This is a genomic window from Microvirga sp. KLBC 81, assembly GCF_003075415.1.
Classification (GTDB): domain Bacteria; phylum Pseudomonadota; class Alphaproteobacteria; order Rhizobiales; family Beijerinckiaceae; genus Microvirga.
On record NZ_QDAH01000015.1, the window covers coordinates 62,660 to 79,159 of the forward strand.

The 16,500-nt window shown below is 61.1% G+C and carries 18 protein-coding genes and 1 tRNA gene; 11 read left to right on the forward strand and 8 right to left on the reverse strand.

Annotated features, from left to right (window positions below; translation table 11 throughout):
- Positions 1–23 precede the first annotated feature (23 nt).
- A complete protein-coding gene (gene recJ, locus DC522_RS12455; protein ID WP_116529028.1) occupies positions 24–1,835 on the forward strand; it encodes a single-stranded-DNA-specific exonuclease RecJ in 1,812 nt (603 codons plus the stop codon).
- A gap of 80 nt (positions 1,836–1,915) precedes the next feature.
- Positions 1,916–1,990, forward strand: a tRNA-Glu gene (locus DC522_RS12460).
- A 51-nt stretch (positions 1,991–2,041) separates the two neighbouring features.
- Here DC522_RS12460 and DC522_RS12465 read toward each other — a convergent pair.
- Positions 2,042–2,344, reverse strand: a complete 303-nt coding sequence (locus DC522_RS12465; protein WP_133239268.1) for a hypothetical protein — start codon at positions 2,342–2,344, stop codon at positions 2,042–2,044.
- A 219-nt stretch (positions 2,345–2,563) separates the two neighbouring features.
- On the opposite strand from DC522_RS12465, the gene DC522_RS12470 reads away from it, so the two are divergent.
- Complete coding sequence (locus tag DC522_RS12470) at positions 2,564–2,797, forward strand: hypothetical protein (protein WP_116529030.1); 234 nt, start codon at positions 2,564–2,566, stop codon at positions 2,795–2,797.
- A gap of 60 nt (positions 2,798–2,857) precedes the next feature.
- On the opposite strand, the gene DC522_RS12475 is transcribed toward DC522_RS12470, so the two are convergent.
- The 3 genes from DC522_RS12475 to DC522_RS12485 form a co-directional block, all read right to left on the reverse strand.
- A complete protein-coding gene (locus tag DC522_RS12475) occupies positions 2,858–3,109 on the reverse strand; it encodes a hypothetical protein (protein ID WP_047189841.1) in 252 nt (83 codons plus the stop codon).
- An 80-nt stretch (positions 3,110–3,189) separates the two neighbouring features.
- Positions 3,190–3,801: a 2-dehydro-3-deoxy-6-phosphogalactonate aldolase gene (locus tag DC522_RS12480; RefSeq protein ID WP_205769626.1), complete on the reverse strand. Its 612-nt coding sequence runs from the start codon at positions 3,799–3,801 to the stop codon at positions 3,190–3,192.
- A 296-nt stretch (positions 3,802–4,097) separates the two neighbouring features.
- Positions 4,098–4,379, reverse strand: coding sequence for a hypothetical protein (locus DC522_RS12485; protein WP_116529032.1), 282 nt, complete (start codon positions 4,377–4,379; stop codon positions 4,098–4,100).
- A 309-nt stretch (positions 4,380–4,688) separates the two neighbouring features.
- Here DC522_RS12485 and DC522_RS12490 point away from each other — a divergent pair, with 309 nt between their 5' ends.
- A complete protein-coding gene (locus DC522_RS12490; protein WP_116529033.1) occupies positions 4,689–5,201 on the forward strand; it encodes an Lrp/AsnC family transcriptional regulator in 513 nt (170 codons plus the stop codon).
- A gap of 185 nt (positions 5,202–5,386) precedes the next feature.
- On the opposite strand, the gene DC522_RS12495 is transcribed toward DC522_RS12490, so the two are convergent.
- The gene (locus DC522_RS12495; protein WP_245444109.1) at positions 5,387–6,412 is read right to left on the reverse strand and encodes a DUF1624 domain-containing protein; all 1,026 of its coding nucleotides are present in this window, start codon (positions 6,410–6,412) and stop codon (positions 5,387–5,389) included.
- Positions 6,413–6,477: 65 nt separating this feature from the next.
- Here DC522_RS12495 and DC522_RS12500 point away from each other — a divergent pair, with 65 nt between their 5' ends.
- The 5 genes from DC522_RS12500 to DC522_RS12520 all read left to right on the forward strand — a co-directional run bounded on the left by DC522_RS12500 (position 6,478) and on the right by DC522_RS12520 (position 11,003).
- On the forward strand, positions 6,478–7,233 hold the full coding sequence (locus DC522_RS12500) for a Sir2 family NAD-dependent protein deacetylase (RefSeq protein ID WP_165820140.1): 756 nt from the start codon (positions 6,478–6,480) through the stop codon (positions 7,231–7,233).
- Positions 7,234–7,362: 129 nt separating this feature from the next.
- Positions 7,363–7,983: a cold-shock protein gene (locus tag DC522_RS12505; protein WP_245444110.1), complete on the forward strand. Its 621-nt coding sequence runs from the start codon at positions 7,363–7,365 to the stop codon at positions 7,981–7,983.
- Positions 7,984–8,046: 63 nt separating this feature from the next.
- Positions 8,047–8,451 (forward strand): DUF192 domain-containing protein, encoded by a 405-nt coding sequence (locus DC522_RS12510; RefSeq protein ID WP_371679447.1) that lies wholly within the window; start codon positions 8,047–8,049, stop codon positions 8,449–8,451.
- 452 nt (positions 8,452–8,903) lie between these two features.
- Positions 8,904–9,944, forward strand: a complete 1,041-nt coding sequence (locus DC522_RS12515; protein ID WP_256369852.1) for an AraC family transcriptional regulator — start codon at positions 8,904–8,906, stop codon at positions 9,942–9,944.
- Positions 9,945–9,974: 30 nt separating this feature from the next.
- The gene (locus DC522_RS12520) at positions 9,975–11,003 is read left to right on the forward strand and encodes an AraC family transcriptional regulator (protein ID WP_116529035.1); all 1,029 of its coding nucleotides are present in this window, start codon (positions 9,975–9,977) and stop codon (positions 11,001–11,003) included.
- 351 nt (positions 11,004–11,354) lie between these two features.
- Here the strand turns inward: DC522_RS12520 and DC522_RS12525 are convergent, their stop codons facing one another.
- Positions 11,355–11,843 (reverse strand): site-specific integrase, encoded by a 489-nt coding sequence (locus tag DC522_RS12525; RefSeq protein WP_116529036.1) that lies wholly within the window; start codon positions 11,841–11,843, stop codon positions 11,355–11,357.
- Between the two features lie 6 nt (positions 11,844–11,849).
- The gene (locus tag DC522_RS12530; protein WP_116529037.1) at positions 11,850–12,167 is read right to left on the reverse strand and encodes a hypothetical protein; all 318 of its coding nucleotides are present in this window, start codon (positions 12,165–12,167) and stop codon (positions 11,850–11,852) included.
- A gap of 667 nt (positions 12,168–12,834) precedes the next feature.
- Between DC522_RS12530 and DC522_RS12540 the strand changes: the two genes are divergently transcribed.
- On the forward strand, positions 12,835–13,059 hold the full coding sequence (locus DC522_RS12540) for a hypothetical protein (RefSeq protein ID WP_245444111.1): 225 nt from the start codon (positions 12,835–12,837) through the stop codon (positions 13,057–13,059).
- Positions 13,060–13,322: 263 nt separating this feature from the next.
- Here the strand turns inward: DC522_RS12540 and DC522_RS12545 are convergent, their stop codons facing one another.
- Positions 13,323–15,254 (reverse strand): potassium transporter Kup, encoded by a 1,932-nt coding sequence (locus DC522_RS12545; RefSeq protein ID WP_116529039.1) that lies wholly within the window; start codon positions 15,252–15,254, stop codon positions 13,323–13,325.
- 123 nt (positions 15,255–15,377) lie between these two features.
- Between DC522_RS12545 and corA the strand changes: the two genes are divergently transcribed.
- A complete protein-coding gene (gene corA / locus DC522_RS12550) occupies positions 15,378–16,391 on the forward strand; it encodes a magnesium/cobalt transporter CorA (RefSeq protein WP_116529040.1) in 1,014 nt (337 codons plus the stop codon).
- The last annotated feature ends 109 nt before the right edge of the window (positions 16,392–16,500 follow it).

The window sequence follows — 16,500 nt, forward strand, 5'->3', positions numbered from 1 at the left end:
AATTCGCGGTTAATACTCATTCCGTGACCGAATCATCGCCGATTTCTCTGCCGAAACCCTTTTTGGGGGTGACCCAATCAGCCCTTGGTCGTCTCTGGGTCGAGCGTTGCAGCGCTTCCCAGAGCGCAATTGCGCTCGCCATCGCCCAAGCTCACGGCGTACCGGACATTCTGGCGCGCGTGCTCGCCGGGCGCGGTGTCGGCATCCATGACACCGAAGGTTTCCTCAATCCGCGCCTGAGGGACCTGCTGCCGGATCCCCATGTGCTCACCGACATGGAAGCCGCAGCCTCAAGGCTCGCGGATTCCGTGATGCGCTCGGAGAAGGTTGCGATCTTCGGCGATTACGATGTGGATGGTGCCTGCAGCTCGGCGCTGCTGGCCGAGTATCTGCGCGCCTGCGGGATCAGTTTCGCCATTCACATCCCGGACAGGATCACCGAGGGGTACGGCCCGAATGTCGATGCCATCCGCGCGCTGAAGGAGCAGGGGGCGGATATCCTCGTAACCGTCGATTGCGGCACGGCCAGCATCGAACCGCTCGCGGAGGCGAAGCGCCTTGGCCTGGACCCGATTGTTCTCGATCACCACCAGGCGCCGGAGCAGCTGCCCGAGGCGCTCGCCATCGTGAACCCGAACCGGCAGGACGATCTCTCGGGGCTTGGTCATCTCTGCGCCGCGGGCGTGGTATTTCTCTTCCTCGTCGCCCTCAACCGGGTTCTGCGCCAGCGCGGTTTCTTCCAGGGCCGGCGTGAGCCAGACCTGATGGGCAGCCTCGATCTGGTGGCTCTCGCCACGGTGGCGGACGTGGTGCCGTTGATCGGGCTTAACCGTGCTTTCGTGCGCCAGGGCCTTGCCATCATGCGCGCCCGCCGCCGCGTGGGCTTGGCGGCTTTGCTCGACACGGCGGGTCTCGCCGGGGCTCCGGAAGCCTGGCACCTCGGGTATCTCGTGGGTCCGCGCATCAATGCGGGCGGACGAATCGGCGATGCCGCGCTCGGGGCTCGGCTCCTGTTGACGGAGGATCCGGTTCAGGCTGGTCAGATCGCGGGCGAGCTCGACCGGCTGAACCGCGAGCGCCAAGCCATTGAGGTGGTCGCGGTTCAGGAGGCCGAGGCCCAGGCCATGCTGGTTCTGGAGAAGTCCCCCGACCAGCCGGTGCTCGTGACGGCTTCGGCCGAATGGCACCCAGGCGTTGTCGGGCTGATTTCCGCCCGCACCAAGGAGCGCTTCCGCCGTCCGGCCTTCGCCTTCACGCTGAATCCAGACGGCACGGCGACCGGCTCGGGCCGCTCCGTGCCCGGTGTCGATCTTGGGGCTGCCGTCCGGGCGGCCGTGGAGGCTGGAATCGCCATCAAGGGCGGCGGCCACACCATGGCGGCGGGAGTGACGATCAATGCGACCGACATGGATCGTTTCCTCGCCTTCGTTACGGACAAGCTGAACGAGCCAGTCAGCATCACGCGCCTGAACGATCAGTTTGCCATCGACGCAACGCTGACGGCGGCAGGCGCGCAGCCGACACTCGTGACCGCACTGGAGCGGGCAGGGCCATTCGGTTCAGGGCAGCCGGAGCCTGTCTTCGTCTTTCCACAACATCGTGTCGTCGAGGTCCGTGAGGTCGGTAGCGGCGGGCATATACGCGTGAAGCTTCGCAGCGGCGATGGCAGCTTCATCGGGGGAATCGCATTCCGCGCGGCGGGCCAGCCGCTGGGGAATGCGCTCTCAGAGGCCATTGGAAGCTCGCTGCACGTGGCGGGAACCCTCTCCATCGACCGTTGGGGTGGCCAGGAAAAAGCCGAGCTTCGCATCATGGATGCGGCAAGGGCTGAATAATTCAAAACTGACGCTTGCGGTGCGTCACGAACCCGTCTATACGTCCGCCCACCTCGGCGGCAATGCCCCCGAAACACAGTGCGCCCTTCGTCTATCGGTTAGGACATCTGCCTTTCACGCAGGAAAGAGGGGTTCGACTCCCCTAGGGCGCGCCACTTTCTTCTTTCAGACAATCGGCTGCAAAGAATGTCTGAGGGCAATCGCCTTCAGATCGGATTGCCTTTGATCTTGGCCACCATTTCCCAATTATCGCCGGCTGCGATCAGACAGGCTTTGCCATCCGGCATCGTCATCACCATCGACCACGATCCGGCTTGAGAGGCGAAGACTTCGAGAACCTGGCCAGGCTGGGTGAGGCCGATTCCGACAGGATCTTCCTTGTATTGCTCAGCAAGCAGTTTCACGAGCTGATCGCGCGGACCGCATGAGATCTGGGCAGAAGCCGCGGAGGGTTCGACAAGCAGGGGCAGGCTGAGGAGAGGCAGCATGGCAAGGGAGCGATGGATCATGGCACGTCCTCTGCGGTTTGCCCGCATGATCCCTTGGCGTTTCCGTCAACGCACAAAGTGTCTCAAAAGCTCCATGCCGAGAAGCACAGCAAGTTGTGCTGCATAACTGGGCGTCTTCACCAAGATTCCGATGTCCAAACGAGGGCGGCTGCCGCTACAGTGAACTTGCCGAAATGAAAGGCGTTTTCTCGCCATCTCTCTTTTGCCGAGCGTAAAGCCATGCCTCGCTTTTTCTTCAATATTCGAGACGGTTACGACGTCGACGAGGACGATGAAGGCATCGAGCTTCCCGATCTTGAGGCGGCCAAGGCCGAAGCGATCGCCACTGTCGAAGAGCTGCGGGACGAGCTTGCGGATGCAGGCAATATCGAACTCGAGATCGTGGATGAGACAGGACGGCGTCTTCTGACGGTTCCGTTCTTCCGCGGCGGACGCAGCGGCAAGCGCCGCTAAGGTCTCTCACGAGAAGACCCGGCGCAAGCCGGGCCTCTTACTGGTGAGTGATCGACGCACTCAGCACTCGGTTTTCTTCTGAGTGGTGGTGTCGCCGAACTCGTCCGTCTTCTGCTTCGTCTCGGTCGTACAGCCAACGCTCGAGCCGGTGGTCACAGTCGTCGACGATGTCGTGCTCGGTTCGCGCTTCTGCTCGATCGTCGTCTTGCTGCCGAGGATGCCTTCCTCTTTCTTGATGGTCGTCGTGGTGTCCTGAGCGAAGGCCGCCGTACTAAGCACAGTGGCGGCAAAAACGAACGCTAACTTCTTCATGTCTGAAGCTCCATGGTTCAAGCCTTTGCCGTGTGAACGTCGTCCGCCCGTGGCGGTTCCTGCAAAGGCTCGGGACAGCTTCAGCCCGCACGCAGATCTTTCCATGCGGATGAGAAGGCACGCGCATTGCGGCCAATCTCTTCGACAGTCATGGACGGCGTGAAGAGAGCAGAACCCAAACCGAACCCGTTGGCGCCTGCATCGACGTAGGCCTTCATATTGTCAGGCTTGATGCCGCCGACCGGCAGCACGATCGTCTCCTTGGGCAGAACCGCCCTCCAAGCCTTCACGACCGCCGGAGGAATGGCTTCCGCCGGGAAGATCTTGATGGCGTCGGCCCCAGCCTTCAGCGCGGTAAAGGCTTCCGTTGGCGTTGCGACGCCTGGGGTGCAAATCATCCGATGTTCCTTGGCGCGCCGGATCACATCGAGATCGGCATGAGGCATGACGATGAGCTTGCCGCCCACATCACGGATGCCGTCCACCTGCTGAGGATCAAGAACGGTCCCGGCGCCGACGAGGACATCGCCCGGCATCGCCTTGGCCAGGATTTCGATGCTGCGGAACGGCTCCGGCGAATTCAGCGGAACCTCGATGATGCGAAAACCCGCCTCAACAAGAGCAAGGCCGACGGTTTCGGCCGCATCAGGACGCAGCCCGCGAAGGATCGCGATCAGGGGAAGATCGGTCATATAGCCCCGCAACAAGACAGCACCTCTTTGAAAGCATGTATCGATGACGAGAACTTAACGCAAAAGTCGCGCGGGTTTTCCAGCGACTTTTGCGCTCTGCTGCGCTCAGTTCGCAGCGACTAATTGCTTTTGATGGACCAACTGCACTAGCTTCAACCTCTGGGGTTTTTAGAGCGGTTTATCATTGATCGAACATCTCGTCCCATAGGGTCTCGTGATCGAAGACGTGTTTGGGAAGGGCTAGGGACAAATTGACCAAGGGCCGCAGCGCGTTTGCGCCTCGGGGAGCCCCTGGATCACTCCCGTGTAACTAGCGTCACCGCAGCAGCGATGTATCGCGCAACGCTACCGATGGTATCGCGCCCGCCGGCGCTGTGCTCGATGAACCAATCTTCTAGGGCAATGCCTGAATACAGTTCCTCAGTGCCGGCGAAGAACTGCATGAGCTTCATGGAATCGAAGGCCAGATCCCTGGTAAGCGACATGCTCATTTCGACTTTTGCGATGCTGCCTTCACCTATCCATTCGCACAGGTCGGTAATTTGGCGAGCGATATTCGCCTCCGAGTAAAAAGTCATCCTTTGCCCCTTGGAGACTTAGGTTAAGTCGTCAGAAAAATGTACTTTGTAATGTAACGCCGCAATATAGTTCTTGATTCGCGAAAATGCAACGTTATCAGCCCTATCTTCCATGATAAAAGTGAGAAGACGAAACATTGGATCAAAATGCAACGTGAATTAGATTTGGCTTTGCTGTCGCAACCCCAAATGATTGCGTGCCGCCAGATATTTCGCGGTCACTCGTACAGGATTTGCAAGCGGCCCTCTTCGTGAGCTACAGACGCGCACACCTCCCGGTGGGGAGGAGATCCTCGTTCGAGCACCATCATGAAGCCGCCTGCGAAGCTGCCGTTCCGTCCAGCTAAGTCTGCTTTCGACCGGATCGATCTTTCGATCCTCGATGCGCTGCGCCAGAACGGCCGTATCACCTATCAGGCCTTGTCAGACCGTGTCGGGCTCTCGCCACGTCCCTGCCTGGAGCGGGTCAAGCGCCTGGAGCAGAAGGGGGTTATCCGCGGCTATACGGCTCTCGTCGACCCTTCGGCGATAGGCCATGACATCATTGCGCTTGCTGGAATCAGCATGCGCGACCCTTCCGCAGGAGTGCGGCAGCGGCTTGAGAAGGCCTTGCTCGAACACCCGGCGGTCGTTGAATTGCAGGTCGTGAACGGCGAGTACGATTACATCGCCCGTATCGTTGCGCCGACACTTGCGGTCTACGAGGCGCTTACCGGAGCCATCCTTGCCGATACGGCATACGGCATTGGCCGCATTCACACGACCTTCGTTCTCAAAACCCTGAAGAGCTTCGACGGCTATCCTATCACTGTCGAAACCTAGACCATCGTGCGGAAAAGTGGACCCGGTTTTCGCTGGCGCGGCCCTTCGGGTCGCTCTCAACGATGCTCTCATTGGAGGAGAAAGCATCGGATGGGTCCCAAAAGTGCAGATCCACTTTTCACGTCCGATGCTGTAGCGCGACGCATTTTTAACGGCGAACCGAATCCACTTCGCCGAAAAATGCTCTAGGATGGCGCGCGGCGCAGGCATTGCTGCGCGGCTCGGGAGATCTGCGTCCGCTCCTCTGCGCTCGTCGTGCCGCTGAGGACTTTTCGCCACAATTCGCTTTGGCGCAGCATGTCGACCGTGCAGGAGCACAAGGCGTTACAGGTCTGTGGTTGAGCGTTCTGCATCAGGCAGGTCGAAACGCATTCATTCATGAATGGCTGTGCCTCGGCTCCTGGATTCGGTCCGATGATCTGCAGCACTCCATAGAGAAACCCAAGCAATACGAGCTGATGGATGAGGTAGATCGGAAGGCTTTTTCGTCCGGCCCAGACAAGGGTTCGGGATAGTGCATCCGTCGCCCGCCATCGCGCAAGGCGCATGGTCTCGGCTTGTTTCAGGAGCAGCTTACCGAGAGCGACACCGATCAGAACCATGCTGAACCATGGAAAGACAGGCACATAATCGTTCGTCAGTGGATCCGTGGCGCCGAGCCCCAGCCAATCGAGATAGGGCACATCGAGCGCGGGGCTCGTAAAGATCGTGGGAGCGGCCAGACACATGACCGCGGCCAGCAAAGTGAGGGCAGGGTGCAGCCGCAGGAACGGGAGCGCCAGCACACTCGACACGGCGATGCAGTGAAGAATGCCGAAGAAGATATAGCTCTCAGGAAACGCGAAGAACGTGACGAGAGTGACGGCCAGCGCCGCTCCGCCCACCTTCATGAGCCGTCTCAAGAAGGGAAGGCGGCGGAAACCTTGCGCATGGGCGAGAGCAAGTCCCACGCCAGCAAGGAGCAGGAATGAGCCTGCAATCCCACGCGCGAACCAGCGCCATGCCGGCACCTGGAGAATGTTGGTTTCGATCAGCTTCAGAAAGCTCAGATCCCAGCTGAAGTGGTAGACGATCATGGCTGCGATCGCGAGCCCGCGAGCCACGTCGATGGCATCCCAGCGCTGGGATGCGACGACTTGGGTGCGCCCGGCTATCGCAGGAGCGTAAGTCTTTTCCTGAGAGGATGGCGCGCGAGAAAGATCGTCGTTCACGTGATGCTGATCCTGTGGTTCATGGAGGCATTTCTATCCCGCCCTGCACGTTCTATATCAGTGACATGACCGAGAACCTCGCCACGTCAATCGCCACATTGCAGGAAATGATTCAAGACGCCCGGATCGTCGCCGGTTTCACTGGGGCGGGCATCTCGACGGAAAGTGGCGTTCCAGATTTCCGCTCTCCCAACAGTCCCTGGATGCATAACAAGCCGATCCCCTTCCAGCATTTCGTCCAAAGCGCCGAAGCGCGGCAGGAGGCATGGCGACGCAAGTTCGTTATGGACGATCTCTACCGCGAGGCCCAGCCGAGCCAAGGGCATATCGGCATCGCATCGCTCATCGCGTCGGGTCGGATGCCTGCGGTGATCACCCAGAACATCGATGGGCTCCATCAGGCTTCGGGCCTCTCCGAGGAGCAGGTGATCGAATTGCATGGCAACGGCACCTACGCAAAGTGCCTCTCGTGCGGACGTCGCCACGAGCTTGACTGGGTGAGGCGGCATTTCGAAGGGAATGGCGAACCGCCCGAGTGCATCAATTGCGGCGGCATTCTCAAATCCGCGACCGTTTCCTTCGGCCAGGCCATGCCGGAGGAAGCCATGCGCCGGGCACAGAAGCTCACAGCGAGCTGCGATCTCTTCCTGGCTGTGGGATCCTCCCTGGTCGTCTATCCCGCGGCCGCCTTTCCGGCTTTCGCGAAGGAGAACGGGGCGCAGCTCGTGATCGTCAATCGCGAGCCGACCCCCCTCGACGAGATGGCAGACTTGGTGATCCATGCGGAAATCGGGACCGTGCTGTCGGCATTTGTCTCGTAATTTCAATGCTCTCGCCGGATGCTGAAAATTTCATCGCATTTTAAGGGCTGTTTCCGGCTTCCCCTGATTCAGGACGATGTTATCCTCTTTTTAAGAATCGGGCTTTTTGATTCGAGTTTGGGTTTATTCATGACTGGCGATTTCGGCTCTAACTCCTTCAATCTTCGAGAGGAAAATCCCTCTTTCGATCAAGGACGGCGCGAGGCCTCTCAGCCGATTGCGGAAGAGAACCCTGTTGAACTCATTCAGGTGAGCGGCCGGATCAAGTGGTTCGACGTTGCCAAGGGCTTCGGCTTCATCGTGCCCGATAACGGTATGCCCGATGTCCTGTTGCACGTGACCTGCCTCCGGCGCGAGGGATACCAAGCTGCGAACGAGGGTGCCCGTATCGTGGTTGAGGCGGTCCAGCGCCCCCGCGGGCTCCAGGCTTTCCGGATTCTCTCGCTCGATGAATCGACGGCCCTGCATCCTTCGGAGCTCCCGCTGCCGCGCACCCATGTTCAGGTGGTGCCGACGAGCGGTCTGGAGCCTGCGGTCGTGAAGTGGTTCAACCGCCTGCGCGGCTTCGGTTTTCTGACGCAGGGCGAGGGCAAGCCGGACATTTTCGTCCATATGGAAACCCTCCGCCGCTATGGCATTGCAGAACTGAAGCCCGGTGAGCGCGTCTTCGTGCGCTTCGGCGACGGTTCGAAGGGCCTCATGGCCGCCGAGGTTCGTCTCGCCGACATGGCTCTGCCACACTCCCACTGACAGGCTTCCTTCGTGTTCCAGCGCCTCCGCCCGGTTTTCCCGGCCCTCGGCCTTGTGGTTGCCCTGGCCGGGGCAGCGTATGCGCAGGCTCTCGAGGTCTTGTCCGTCGTGACACAGGGCGGGCAACGGCAGAGCTTTCAGGTCGAGGTTGCCCGCAACGATGCTGACCGGGCACAGGGACTGATGTTCCGCCGCTCCATGGCTCCTGACCGGGGCATGTTGTTCGATTTCGGCCGGGTCGAACCGGTCTCCATGTGGATGCAGAACACCTACCTGTCTCTGGATATGCTTTTCATCCGGCAGGATGGCACCATCGCCCGGATTGCCGCCAATACGGAACCTTTGTCCACCCGCACCATCCCCTCCGGCGAGCCTGTTCTCGCCGTTCTGGAGCTGAATGCGGGTACGGCGGCCCGGCTTGGAATCAAGGCTGGAGACCGGATCGAGCATCCACTCTTCAAGCAGTAGACCGCGTTCAGGTGCGGCTAGCTCAGGTGATCTACCAAATTCAATCTCCGCCTATGGATACGCCGGGGTCTCGATGAGACCGAACCTTGCCGTGGCAACCCAGCGCTGGTGATGCTAAGTGCTGAATTGCCTCAAGCGTAGGTATTACTTGTGGCAAATGCGCCGAACTTATAAGGTCTCAAGCTCTCGCAACGTCAAAGGCGAGTGAGAATGCGATTTCGGGGCGCTACTCCAAGTTGTTGTCTGGTCTTTCTCTCAATTGAGCGAACGAAATCTTGTGCCATTGCAGAGAAACAACATTACAATAATTTCCCCTGCCGTGATGAGCTGAGTGCTTCAAGAGAAGATATACATCATCGGGCCAGTCGACAGAGACGTCTTGCAGCGTCAGCCAGGCTCCTGGCCGCCCCTGCTGCTGGGAGTAAGTGATGAGCAGACATATGGCTGCCGCTATGCTCCGGAAACCGAATGACAAGGATCAGGCGGAGCAGCCCCAGGCCCCGCAGAACAGCCAGATCATTGACGAGGTCTTGCATTCCAAAAGGCTCGATGAACTCGAGCATGCCCTGAATGTACAAGTCTCTCCGCAGAGGTTTAGGAGCTCCTCGGCTGGCGATCATGCTAATGGCATGCTCGCCTTCCGAGGCCAGGGCTACTTCGGAATCTTTCGTGCCCGGATCGGGCGTAACATCGATGTCGTCCTGGAGCCAGATGAGGCTGACGATCGGATAGCGTTCGTCATGTCGGCATCGGGAACGGGGGAAGTACTCCTGAACAGACACATGTATTCGCACTCAGCGGACCAGGCGGTCATTTTTCCGTCCGGTCCAGAGAGAATAGTGAGATTCGCTCAAGACACGGAAGTCAAAGTCTTTATGGCAGACCGCGTGAAGATGGCGGAGTGCTGCGCCAAGCTGCTGGGGCATGACATTCCAGGTTTCGTCAACTTCGACATTTCGGCCGATCTCGAGACCGCCTCCGGGCGCAGCTGGCTGCGGCTTCTGAGCTATGCCGAAGCCGAGCTGGCCGACCCGCACGCTTTCATCCGGCAGTCGCCAGTGGCCTGGCGGCAGTTCGAACAGCAGCTGCTCACCGGCTTTCTCCTCTCTCACCAGCATGGCTACTCGCAGGCCCTGCTGGCACCTCAGGCTGCGGCCGTACCGTTCTACGTCAAGCGGGCGGAAGCCTACATCGAGGCGCACTTTGCCGAGCCGTTGTCGCTGGCCGATCTGGCGGCTCAGGCGGGGGTGAGCGCGCGCAGCCTGCAGAACGGGTTTCAGAACTTCCGCAACATCACGCCGATGGGGTTCCTGCGCTCCGTGCGGCTGCGGCGGGCGCATGAGGCGCTGCTGTCAGCAGATCCTGCCGTCGTGACGGTGACGCAGATCGCATCAGCCTGCGGCTTCACGCATCTGGGCGAGTTCGGGACGGCCTACCGGCGTGTCTTTGGCGTGACGCCAGGTCAGACGCTGCAGAAAAAGCTGCGGCTGTAGAGTGTGTTCCTGATATGAGGGGGTAAGTCCATGAGTCGACACATGCCTGCCGCCATGCCACGGAACTCGCAGGACAGCCAGATCATCGACCAAGCATGCCAGTCCAACAGGCTTGATGAACTGGAGAATGCGCTGAATGTGCTGGTCGCTCCACAGAGAATCGTGAACGCCTCGGCAGGCGACCGGGCCGACAGCATCCTTGCGTATCAGGGCCAAGCCGACCTCGGGGTCTTTCAACTGCGGATCGGACGTGACGTCGAGATCAACCTGGAGCCCGAGGAGGCTGACGATCGGATAGCGTTTGTCAGGACAGCATCGGGAGCGGGAGAGCTCCTTATAGAAGGCAAAACGGTTCCATGCTCGCGAGAACGAGCGGCCATTATTACGTCGGGCGCGCAGCGAATAACGCGAATTGCGGAGGACATGGAAAGCAAAGTCTTTATGGCAGACCGCGTGAAGATGGCGGAGTGCTGCGCCAAGCTGCTGGGGCATGACATTCCAGGTTTCGTCAACTTCGACATTTCGGCCGATCTCGAGACCGCCTCCGGGCGCAGCTGGCTGCGGCTTCTGAGCTATGCCGAAGCCGAGCTGGCCGACCCGCACGCTTTCATCCGGCAGTCGCCAGTGGCCTGGCGGCAGTTCGAACAGCAGCTGCTCACCGGCTTTCTCCTCTCTCACCAGCATGGCTACTCGCAGGCCCTGCTGGCACCTCAGGCTGCGGCCGTACCGTTCTACGTCAAGCGGGCGGAAGCCTACATCGAGGCGCACTTTGCCGAGCCGTTGTCGCTGGCCGATCTGGCGGCTCAGGCGGGGGTGAGCGCGCGCAGCCTGCAGAACGGGTTTCAGAACTTCCGCAACATCACGCCGATGGGGTTCCTGCGCTCCGTGCGGCTGCGGCGGGCGCATGAGGCGCTGCTGTCAGCAGATCCTGCCGTCGTGACGGTGACGCAGATCGCATCAGCCTGCGGCTTCACGCATCTGGGCGAGTTCGGGACGGCCTACCGGCGTGTCTTTGGCGTGACGCCAGGTCAGACGCTGCAGAAAAAGCTGCGGCTGTAGAGTGTGTTCCTGGACGATGCTATCGTATTCCTACGATGCAACCTTTGCACATCCTGGAAGATCTTCTCCATTCCGGCCACGATCTCAGAGACGCGCTCGCGTATGCTCCAGCGACAGTTTTGGGAACGCCCGCCGAACATCCATGGGCTTTTCCTCGAACTTTTCCTTTCAAACCAGTCCCATAGGTTCCATTATGTTCTGAACTCTGAAACCTTAGGCTTGCGTAGGGGTTCTCAAATCGTTGGAGAAACCAAGCCATTGAGAGCATCGGGGTATAGCGCAGTCTGGTAGCGCATCTGCTTTGGGAGAAGGCGGTCATGTTCCCCGCCGCAGCCCCTAACCTCCTGATCCTTAAAGTTTTTTCTCGGCGCCTCCGGGCACCTCTTCCGCCGCGTCGGGAATGTTGTCGGGACTTGCCGTTTCGGTCGGGACGAGGGCCGCTTTTTCCATCCCTTCCAGCACATCGTCGTGCAGCACATGGGCATATTTGAGGGTGGTGGTGATACCCTCGTGCCGCAGCATTTCTTTCACGATCCGCAGCTTTCCGGTGGCGCGCAGCACGCGGATGGCAGCGGTGTGGCGGTTATCGTGCCAGCGGTAATCTTTGATCTTGCCCCGGATCGTGCGCCGGAAGATCGTCTTTAATCCCTCGTATGCAATCGGGTAGCGTTCGCCTTTGATGAAACCTTTCCGTGTGTAGGTGGCAACATAGGTGAACACCGCTTCGAGGTGGTGACCTTGCAGGAGCCAGAGGAGCTTGCGCACGGATGGTGGGAGCGAGATCGAAGCGAGCTTGTTGCCTTTACCCAAGATCCAGAGCTTGCGCGCTCCCCAATCCACCCGGTTTCAGGTGAGCGAAACGCACTCATCCAGGCGGCACCCGGTGAGGAGGGTAAAGCGCACGATGGGGTGATAATCTTCCCGCAGGTGCGTGAAAAGATCCTGTTCCTCCTCCGCGCGCAGTTCGCGCACCCGTTCGCTGTCTTCCTTGAGGCGATGGATTTTCCAATTGATCTGCGGCATAGGTTCGCGCCAGATCAGCGCTGCCCGGTTCATCACCCGGCGCAGGGGCTCGACCACGGTACGGTTGACGGTGGAGGGTTTCACCAGCTTGCCGCTGCAGGTGCGCTCACCCCGGCGTTTGGCGACGAGCCGGGCCACCATCCATCGGTGATGACCGCAAGGCGAGTGGTGAGGCCGATTTCCCGCTGGAGTCACGCGAGGCACCACTCAGCATCGACAGCGCTGGGTTGGTGCTGGGCCACCTCCTCCCAATAGCGCGTTGAGGCCGCACCGAAGGTCATGGGTTCCCGGCCTCGCTTCTCCTCCTCCTCAACCTGCTTGAATGCTTCGGCCTTCTTTCGGCGTTCGTAGGCATCCGCTTCGCGCTTACAGCATCGGACGTGAAAAGTGGATCTGCACTTTTGGGACCCATCCGATGCTTTCTCCTCCAATGAGAGCATCGTTGAGAGCGGAAAACCGGATCCCCTTTTCGCTGACGCGGACCTTCGGTTCCGCACGATGCGCTAGAACGGCGGGATCCCGTACTTCGTCGTGTAATCCAGGAGAATGCCCGTCAGGGCGGCTCCCAAGAGGAGGATCAGGACCAAAAACGACGAGGAAACTGGGGTCAAGGAAGATCCCGAACTCCCTGCGCAAGGTACTGCGCTCCTCTGCCATACGGAGCCTTTTCGGCACAACGGATCCTCTATCCTGGCGTGGACTCCCAAAACACTAAGCCAAGCTTATTCTCGCCCGTGGTCTCTTGTCCTTTGAGGGGTCCGCTCGTGCTGACGCTATGGGCAAGCTCTCATGCAGGAGGCCTTTTCCCATGTCAGGCCATGTTCCCATGTCAGGCCATGCAATCCACATCAAGATCGATGGACGAACCTACGCGGGCACCTACAAGGTTGACCGCAAGATCCCCACCGTCACAACACCCTACGGCCGGAAATCGGCTGAGATTGCCCCGCGGGTGGCACGCGACACCCAGGCTCACCAGCTTTTGCAGGAGCTGGTCCAACAGGAAAAGGCCCGCAAGGGCTCGACCCTCTGATCATGCGCCATCTCGGTCAGCCCTGGGATCTCGCAATCTCTTCGGTGGGCTGTCCATTGTCGCCCACGCGATTGCCAGACATTCCAGGAAAGCATTCGAAGCCGCCCTGCGGGATGTCCTCACCCGCGACTCCGGGAAATTCCCCTACCTGCGGGAGTGGGATTTCCGCTACTGGCACAGAATCGGGCTTGCGGCGGCGGGGCTCTCGATCCTCTGCTCGGTCTTGTGGCTCATCTCCCAGTAGGAGACCCGTCCGCCATACCTCAGATCGTGATCCGCGACCCCACCTCGACCGCCCGGTCCTCGGGGATGCAGAACTGGTCCGTGATGTCGCTCGCGGACCGCGCCAGCGGGATGAAGAGGTAATCCTGCCAGAGCGGCAGGCCTGACTGCGCCGAGGCTTGCAGCGCCCGCCGCGACAGGAAGAACGACGCGTTCGCCAGGTCGAAGTTCGCCGCCTCCAGCGCCCTGGGCACGTTCGGGTGCTCCATGAAGCCGAAGCGCACCGTCACCCGCGAGAACCGCTCCGAGAGCTTCTCCGTGGTGATGCGGCCTTCATCGGGACGGCGCGGGATCTCCTCGGTGACCACGGTCAGGATCACGTTCCGATCGTGCAGCACCTTGTTGTGTTTCATGTTATGCAGCAGGGCGGCAGGCACATCCTGGGCGTTCCCGGTCAGGAAGATGGCCGTGCCGGGCACCCGCGGCGCCGAACTGCTCTCCGCCATGCGGATGAACTCGGCCAAGGGCGGACGGCCCCGGTGCGAAATCTCTGCCAGCAGGCGCGTGCCCTTGCGCCAAGTCCGCATCAGGATGAACAGCCCGGTCCCAACCAGCAGCGGGAACCAGCCGCCCTGCGGGATCTTGAGCGCGTTCGCCCCCAGGAACACGAGCTCGATGGCGAGGAACGGGGCCAGCACCAGCGCAGTGACAACTGGTGACCAGCCCCAGAACTTCCACGCCACGATGAACAGCAGGCACGAGGTGATAACCATGTCGCCGGTCACGGCAAGCCCGTAGGCCGCCGCCAGGGCGCTCGAGGTCTGGAACAGGATGACGAGCAGGATGACGGCCGCGAGCAGAAGCCAGTTGATGAACGGGACGTAGATTTGGCCCTTCTCCGTCTCGGAGGTGCGCAGCACGCGGAATCGGGGTAGCACACCGAGATTCATCGCCTGCTCCGAGATCGAGAACGCGCCCGTGATCACCGCCTGGCTGGCGATGATGGTCGCGACCGTGGCGAGGATCACCATCGGCAGCAGCGCCCAGGAGGGGTAGAGCAGGAAGAACGGGTTCTCCAGCCCTTCAGGGTGCGCCAGCAGCATGGCGCCTTGCCCGAGATAGTTGAGCGCGAGCGCCGGCAGGACGAGGCCGAGCCAGGCGGTGCGGATCGGCGCGCGCCCGAAATGACCCATGTCGGCATAGAGCGCCTCCGCGCCGGTCACGGACAGGAAGACCGCACCCAGGGCGAGGAGCCCCGCGGTACCGTGACTCGCCAAGAAGCTGACGCCATGTACGGGATTGATGGCGGCGACGACGCTGAGGTCGTCCCGGATGTGCATCAGGCCGCCCAAGGCCATGACCAGGAACCAAAAGGCGGTGATCGGCCCGAAGAACGCGGCCACGCTCGCGGTGCCGAACCGCTGCACGGCGAAGAGCGTGATCAGGATCACGAGGCTCAGCGGCACCACGTAGGACTCGAAGGCGGGCGTCAGCAGCTTGAGGCCTTCGACCGCCGACAGGACGGAGATGGCGGGGGTGATGATGACATCGCCATAGAACAGCGAGGCGCCCACCATGCCGAGGACGATGGTGACCCCGGTGCTGTGTCCAAGGGCGCGCTGGGCCAGCGTCACCAGCGAGAGGGTGCCGCCCTCGCCGTTGTTGTCGGCCCGCAGGACGATGGCCACGTACTTGACCGTCACGATGATGATCAGCGCCCACAGGATGAGAGAGACGACTCCCAGCACCATTTCACGGGTGAGTGCGCCGGGGCCGGCAGGGCCGGTGGCGGCGGCGAGGCTCTCCTTGAGGGCATAGAGCGGACTGGTGCCGATGTCGCCGTAGACGACCCCGATGGTGCCCAAGGTGAGAGCCCAGAAGGAGGTTGGGGCGGCATGCGTGTAATCTGGAGAGCCTGTGGCGGTGCCTGCGCTGACTTCGGTGGTGGCCACGATCAGCCCTCCCTTGCTCATGAAACGTACTCGGCTTCCGTGGCCTAACGTAGCCGCGCCTTGGAGGGTTTCACCTCGGGCGGCACGCGGAGTGTCGGCATCCCGGCGGTGGCACCGTACGCCACAGCCAAGCGTTGACTGATCATGGCGAACTCTCTCAGGCTCGTTGCAGCGCAGGCTGAAAAACCACCAGGAGTGGTCGCGTCGGCCGTGTATGCAGGAGGCCGGCGCGTGGCCGACATTGCGATCGACGAGGCGGGGGAATGGTCGCGCAAGCCCGGACACGTGGTCTGGATCGGCCTGCACGAGCCCGGCTTGGACCTCCTGCGGCGACTCCAACAGGAATTCGGCCTGCACGAGCTTGCCATCGAGGACGCCCTCAAGGCGCACCAGCGGCCCAAGCTCGAACAGTACGGCGAGGCGTTCTTCATCGTTGCGCGCACGGCCCAGATGCTGGACGGGCGCATCGCCTTTGGCGAGACCCATCTGTTCGTTGGACAAGGTTATGTGGTCTCCGTCCGCCACGGCGCCTCGACGTCTTATACTCCCGTGCGGGAGCGCTGCGAGGCGGCTCCCAAGGCGCTCTCAGAGGGCGAGGACTTCATCCTCTATGCCATTCTCGACTTCATCGTCGACAACTACATGCCGGTCATCGAGACCATCCAGGCCGAGGTGGAGGAGATCGAGGACAGCGTCCTGGGCGCGAACCCATTACAGGATCAGATGACACGGATCTACCAGTTGCGCCGGGACCTGCTGCGCCTGCGCAATGCCGCGGTGCCGCTGGTGGAGGTCTGCCGCCGCCTGGAGCAGCCCGGGCTGCCCGGGATCGATGTGGCGATGCAGCCGCTGTTCCGCGACGTCTCCGACCACATCCGCCGGGTGCAGGAGGAGATCGAATCGCTGCGCGAGGTGCTGGCGTTTGCGTTCGAGGCCAGCCTAATGCGGGGCCAGTCCCAGCAGACCGAGATCACGCGCAGGCTGGCGGCCTGGGCGGCGATCCTGGCGGTGCCGACGGCGGTGGCCGGCATCTATGGCATGAACTTCGAGTTCATGCCCGAGCTCCACTCGAGATACGGCTATCCCCTTGTGCTGACGGTCATTGCTGTAGTGTGTGGCTGGCTGTACTGGCGCTTCCGCCAGAAGCGGTGGCTCTAGGCAATTCGGCGAACGCATCCTGGGGCGGCTCACGTGCGACCCAGACTATGGCCAAGAACCAAGGAATGACGTAGGTCATACGCCCGATGGTCATTTTTGGTCCCCGGTC

Excerpts from the sequence above, each read along its gene's own strand:
- DC522_RS12465 (WP_133239268.1), bottom strand. The coding sequence starts at position 2,344 with ATGATCCATCGCTCCCTTGCCATGCTGCCTCTCCTCAGCCTGCCCCTG.
- DC522_RS12470 (WP_116529030.1), top strand. The coding sequence starts at position 2,564 with ATGCCTCGCTTTTTCTTCAATATTCGAGACGGTTACGACGTCGACGAG.
- DC522_RS12475 (WP_047189841.1), bottom strand. The coding sequence starts at position 3,109 with ATGAAGAAGTTAGCGTTCGTTTTTGCCGCCACTGTGCTTAGTACGGCG.
- DC522_RS12480 (WP_205769626.1), bottom strand. The coding sequence starts at position 3,801 with ATGACCGATCTTCCCCTGATCGCGATCCTTCGCGGGCTGCGTCCTGAT.
- DC522_RS12485 (WP_116529032.1), bottom strand. The coding sequence starts at position 4,379 with ATGACTTTTTACTCGGAGGCGAATATCGCTCGCCAAATTACCGACCTG.
- DC522_RS12490 (WP_116529033.1), top strand. The coding sequence starts at position 4,689 with ATGAAGCCGCCTGCGAAGCTGCCGTTCCGTCCAGCTAAGTCTGCTTTC.
- DC522_RS12500 (WP_165820140.1), top strand. The coding sequence starts at position 6,478 with ATGACCGAGAACCTCGCCACGTCAATCGCCACATTGCAGGAAATGATT.
- DC522_RS12505 (WP_245444110.1), top strand. The coding sequence starts at position 7,363 with ATGACTGGCGATTTCGGCTCTAACTCCTTCAATCTTCGAGAGGAAAAT.
- DC522_RS12515 (WP_256369852.1), top strand. The coding sequence starts at position 8,904 with ATGCTCCGGAAACCGAATGACAAGGATCAGGCGGAGCAGCCCCAGGCC.
- DC522_RS12520 (WP_116529035.1), top strand. The coding sequence starts at position 9,975 with ATGAGTCGACACATGCCTGCCGCCATGCCACGGAACTCGCAGGACAGC.
- DC522_RS12530 (WP_116529037.1), bottom strand. The coding sequence starts at position 12,167 with ATGGTGGCCCGGCTCGTCGCCAAACGCCGGGGTGAGCGCACCTGCAGC.
- DC522_RS12540 (WP_245444111.1), top strand. The coding sequence starts at position 12,835 with ATGTCAGGCCATGTTCCCATGTCAGGCCATGCAATCCACATCAAGATC.
- DC522_RS12545 (WP_116529039.1), bottom strand. The coding sequence starts at position 15,254 with ATGAGCAAGGGAGGGCTGATCGTGGCCACCACCGAAGTCAGCGCAGGC.
- corA (WP_116529040.1), top strand. The coding sequence starts at position 15,378 with ATGGCGAACTCTCTCAGGCTCGTTGCAGCGCAGGCTGAAAAACCACCA.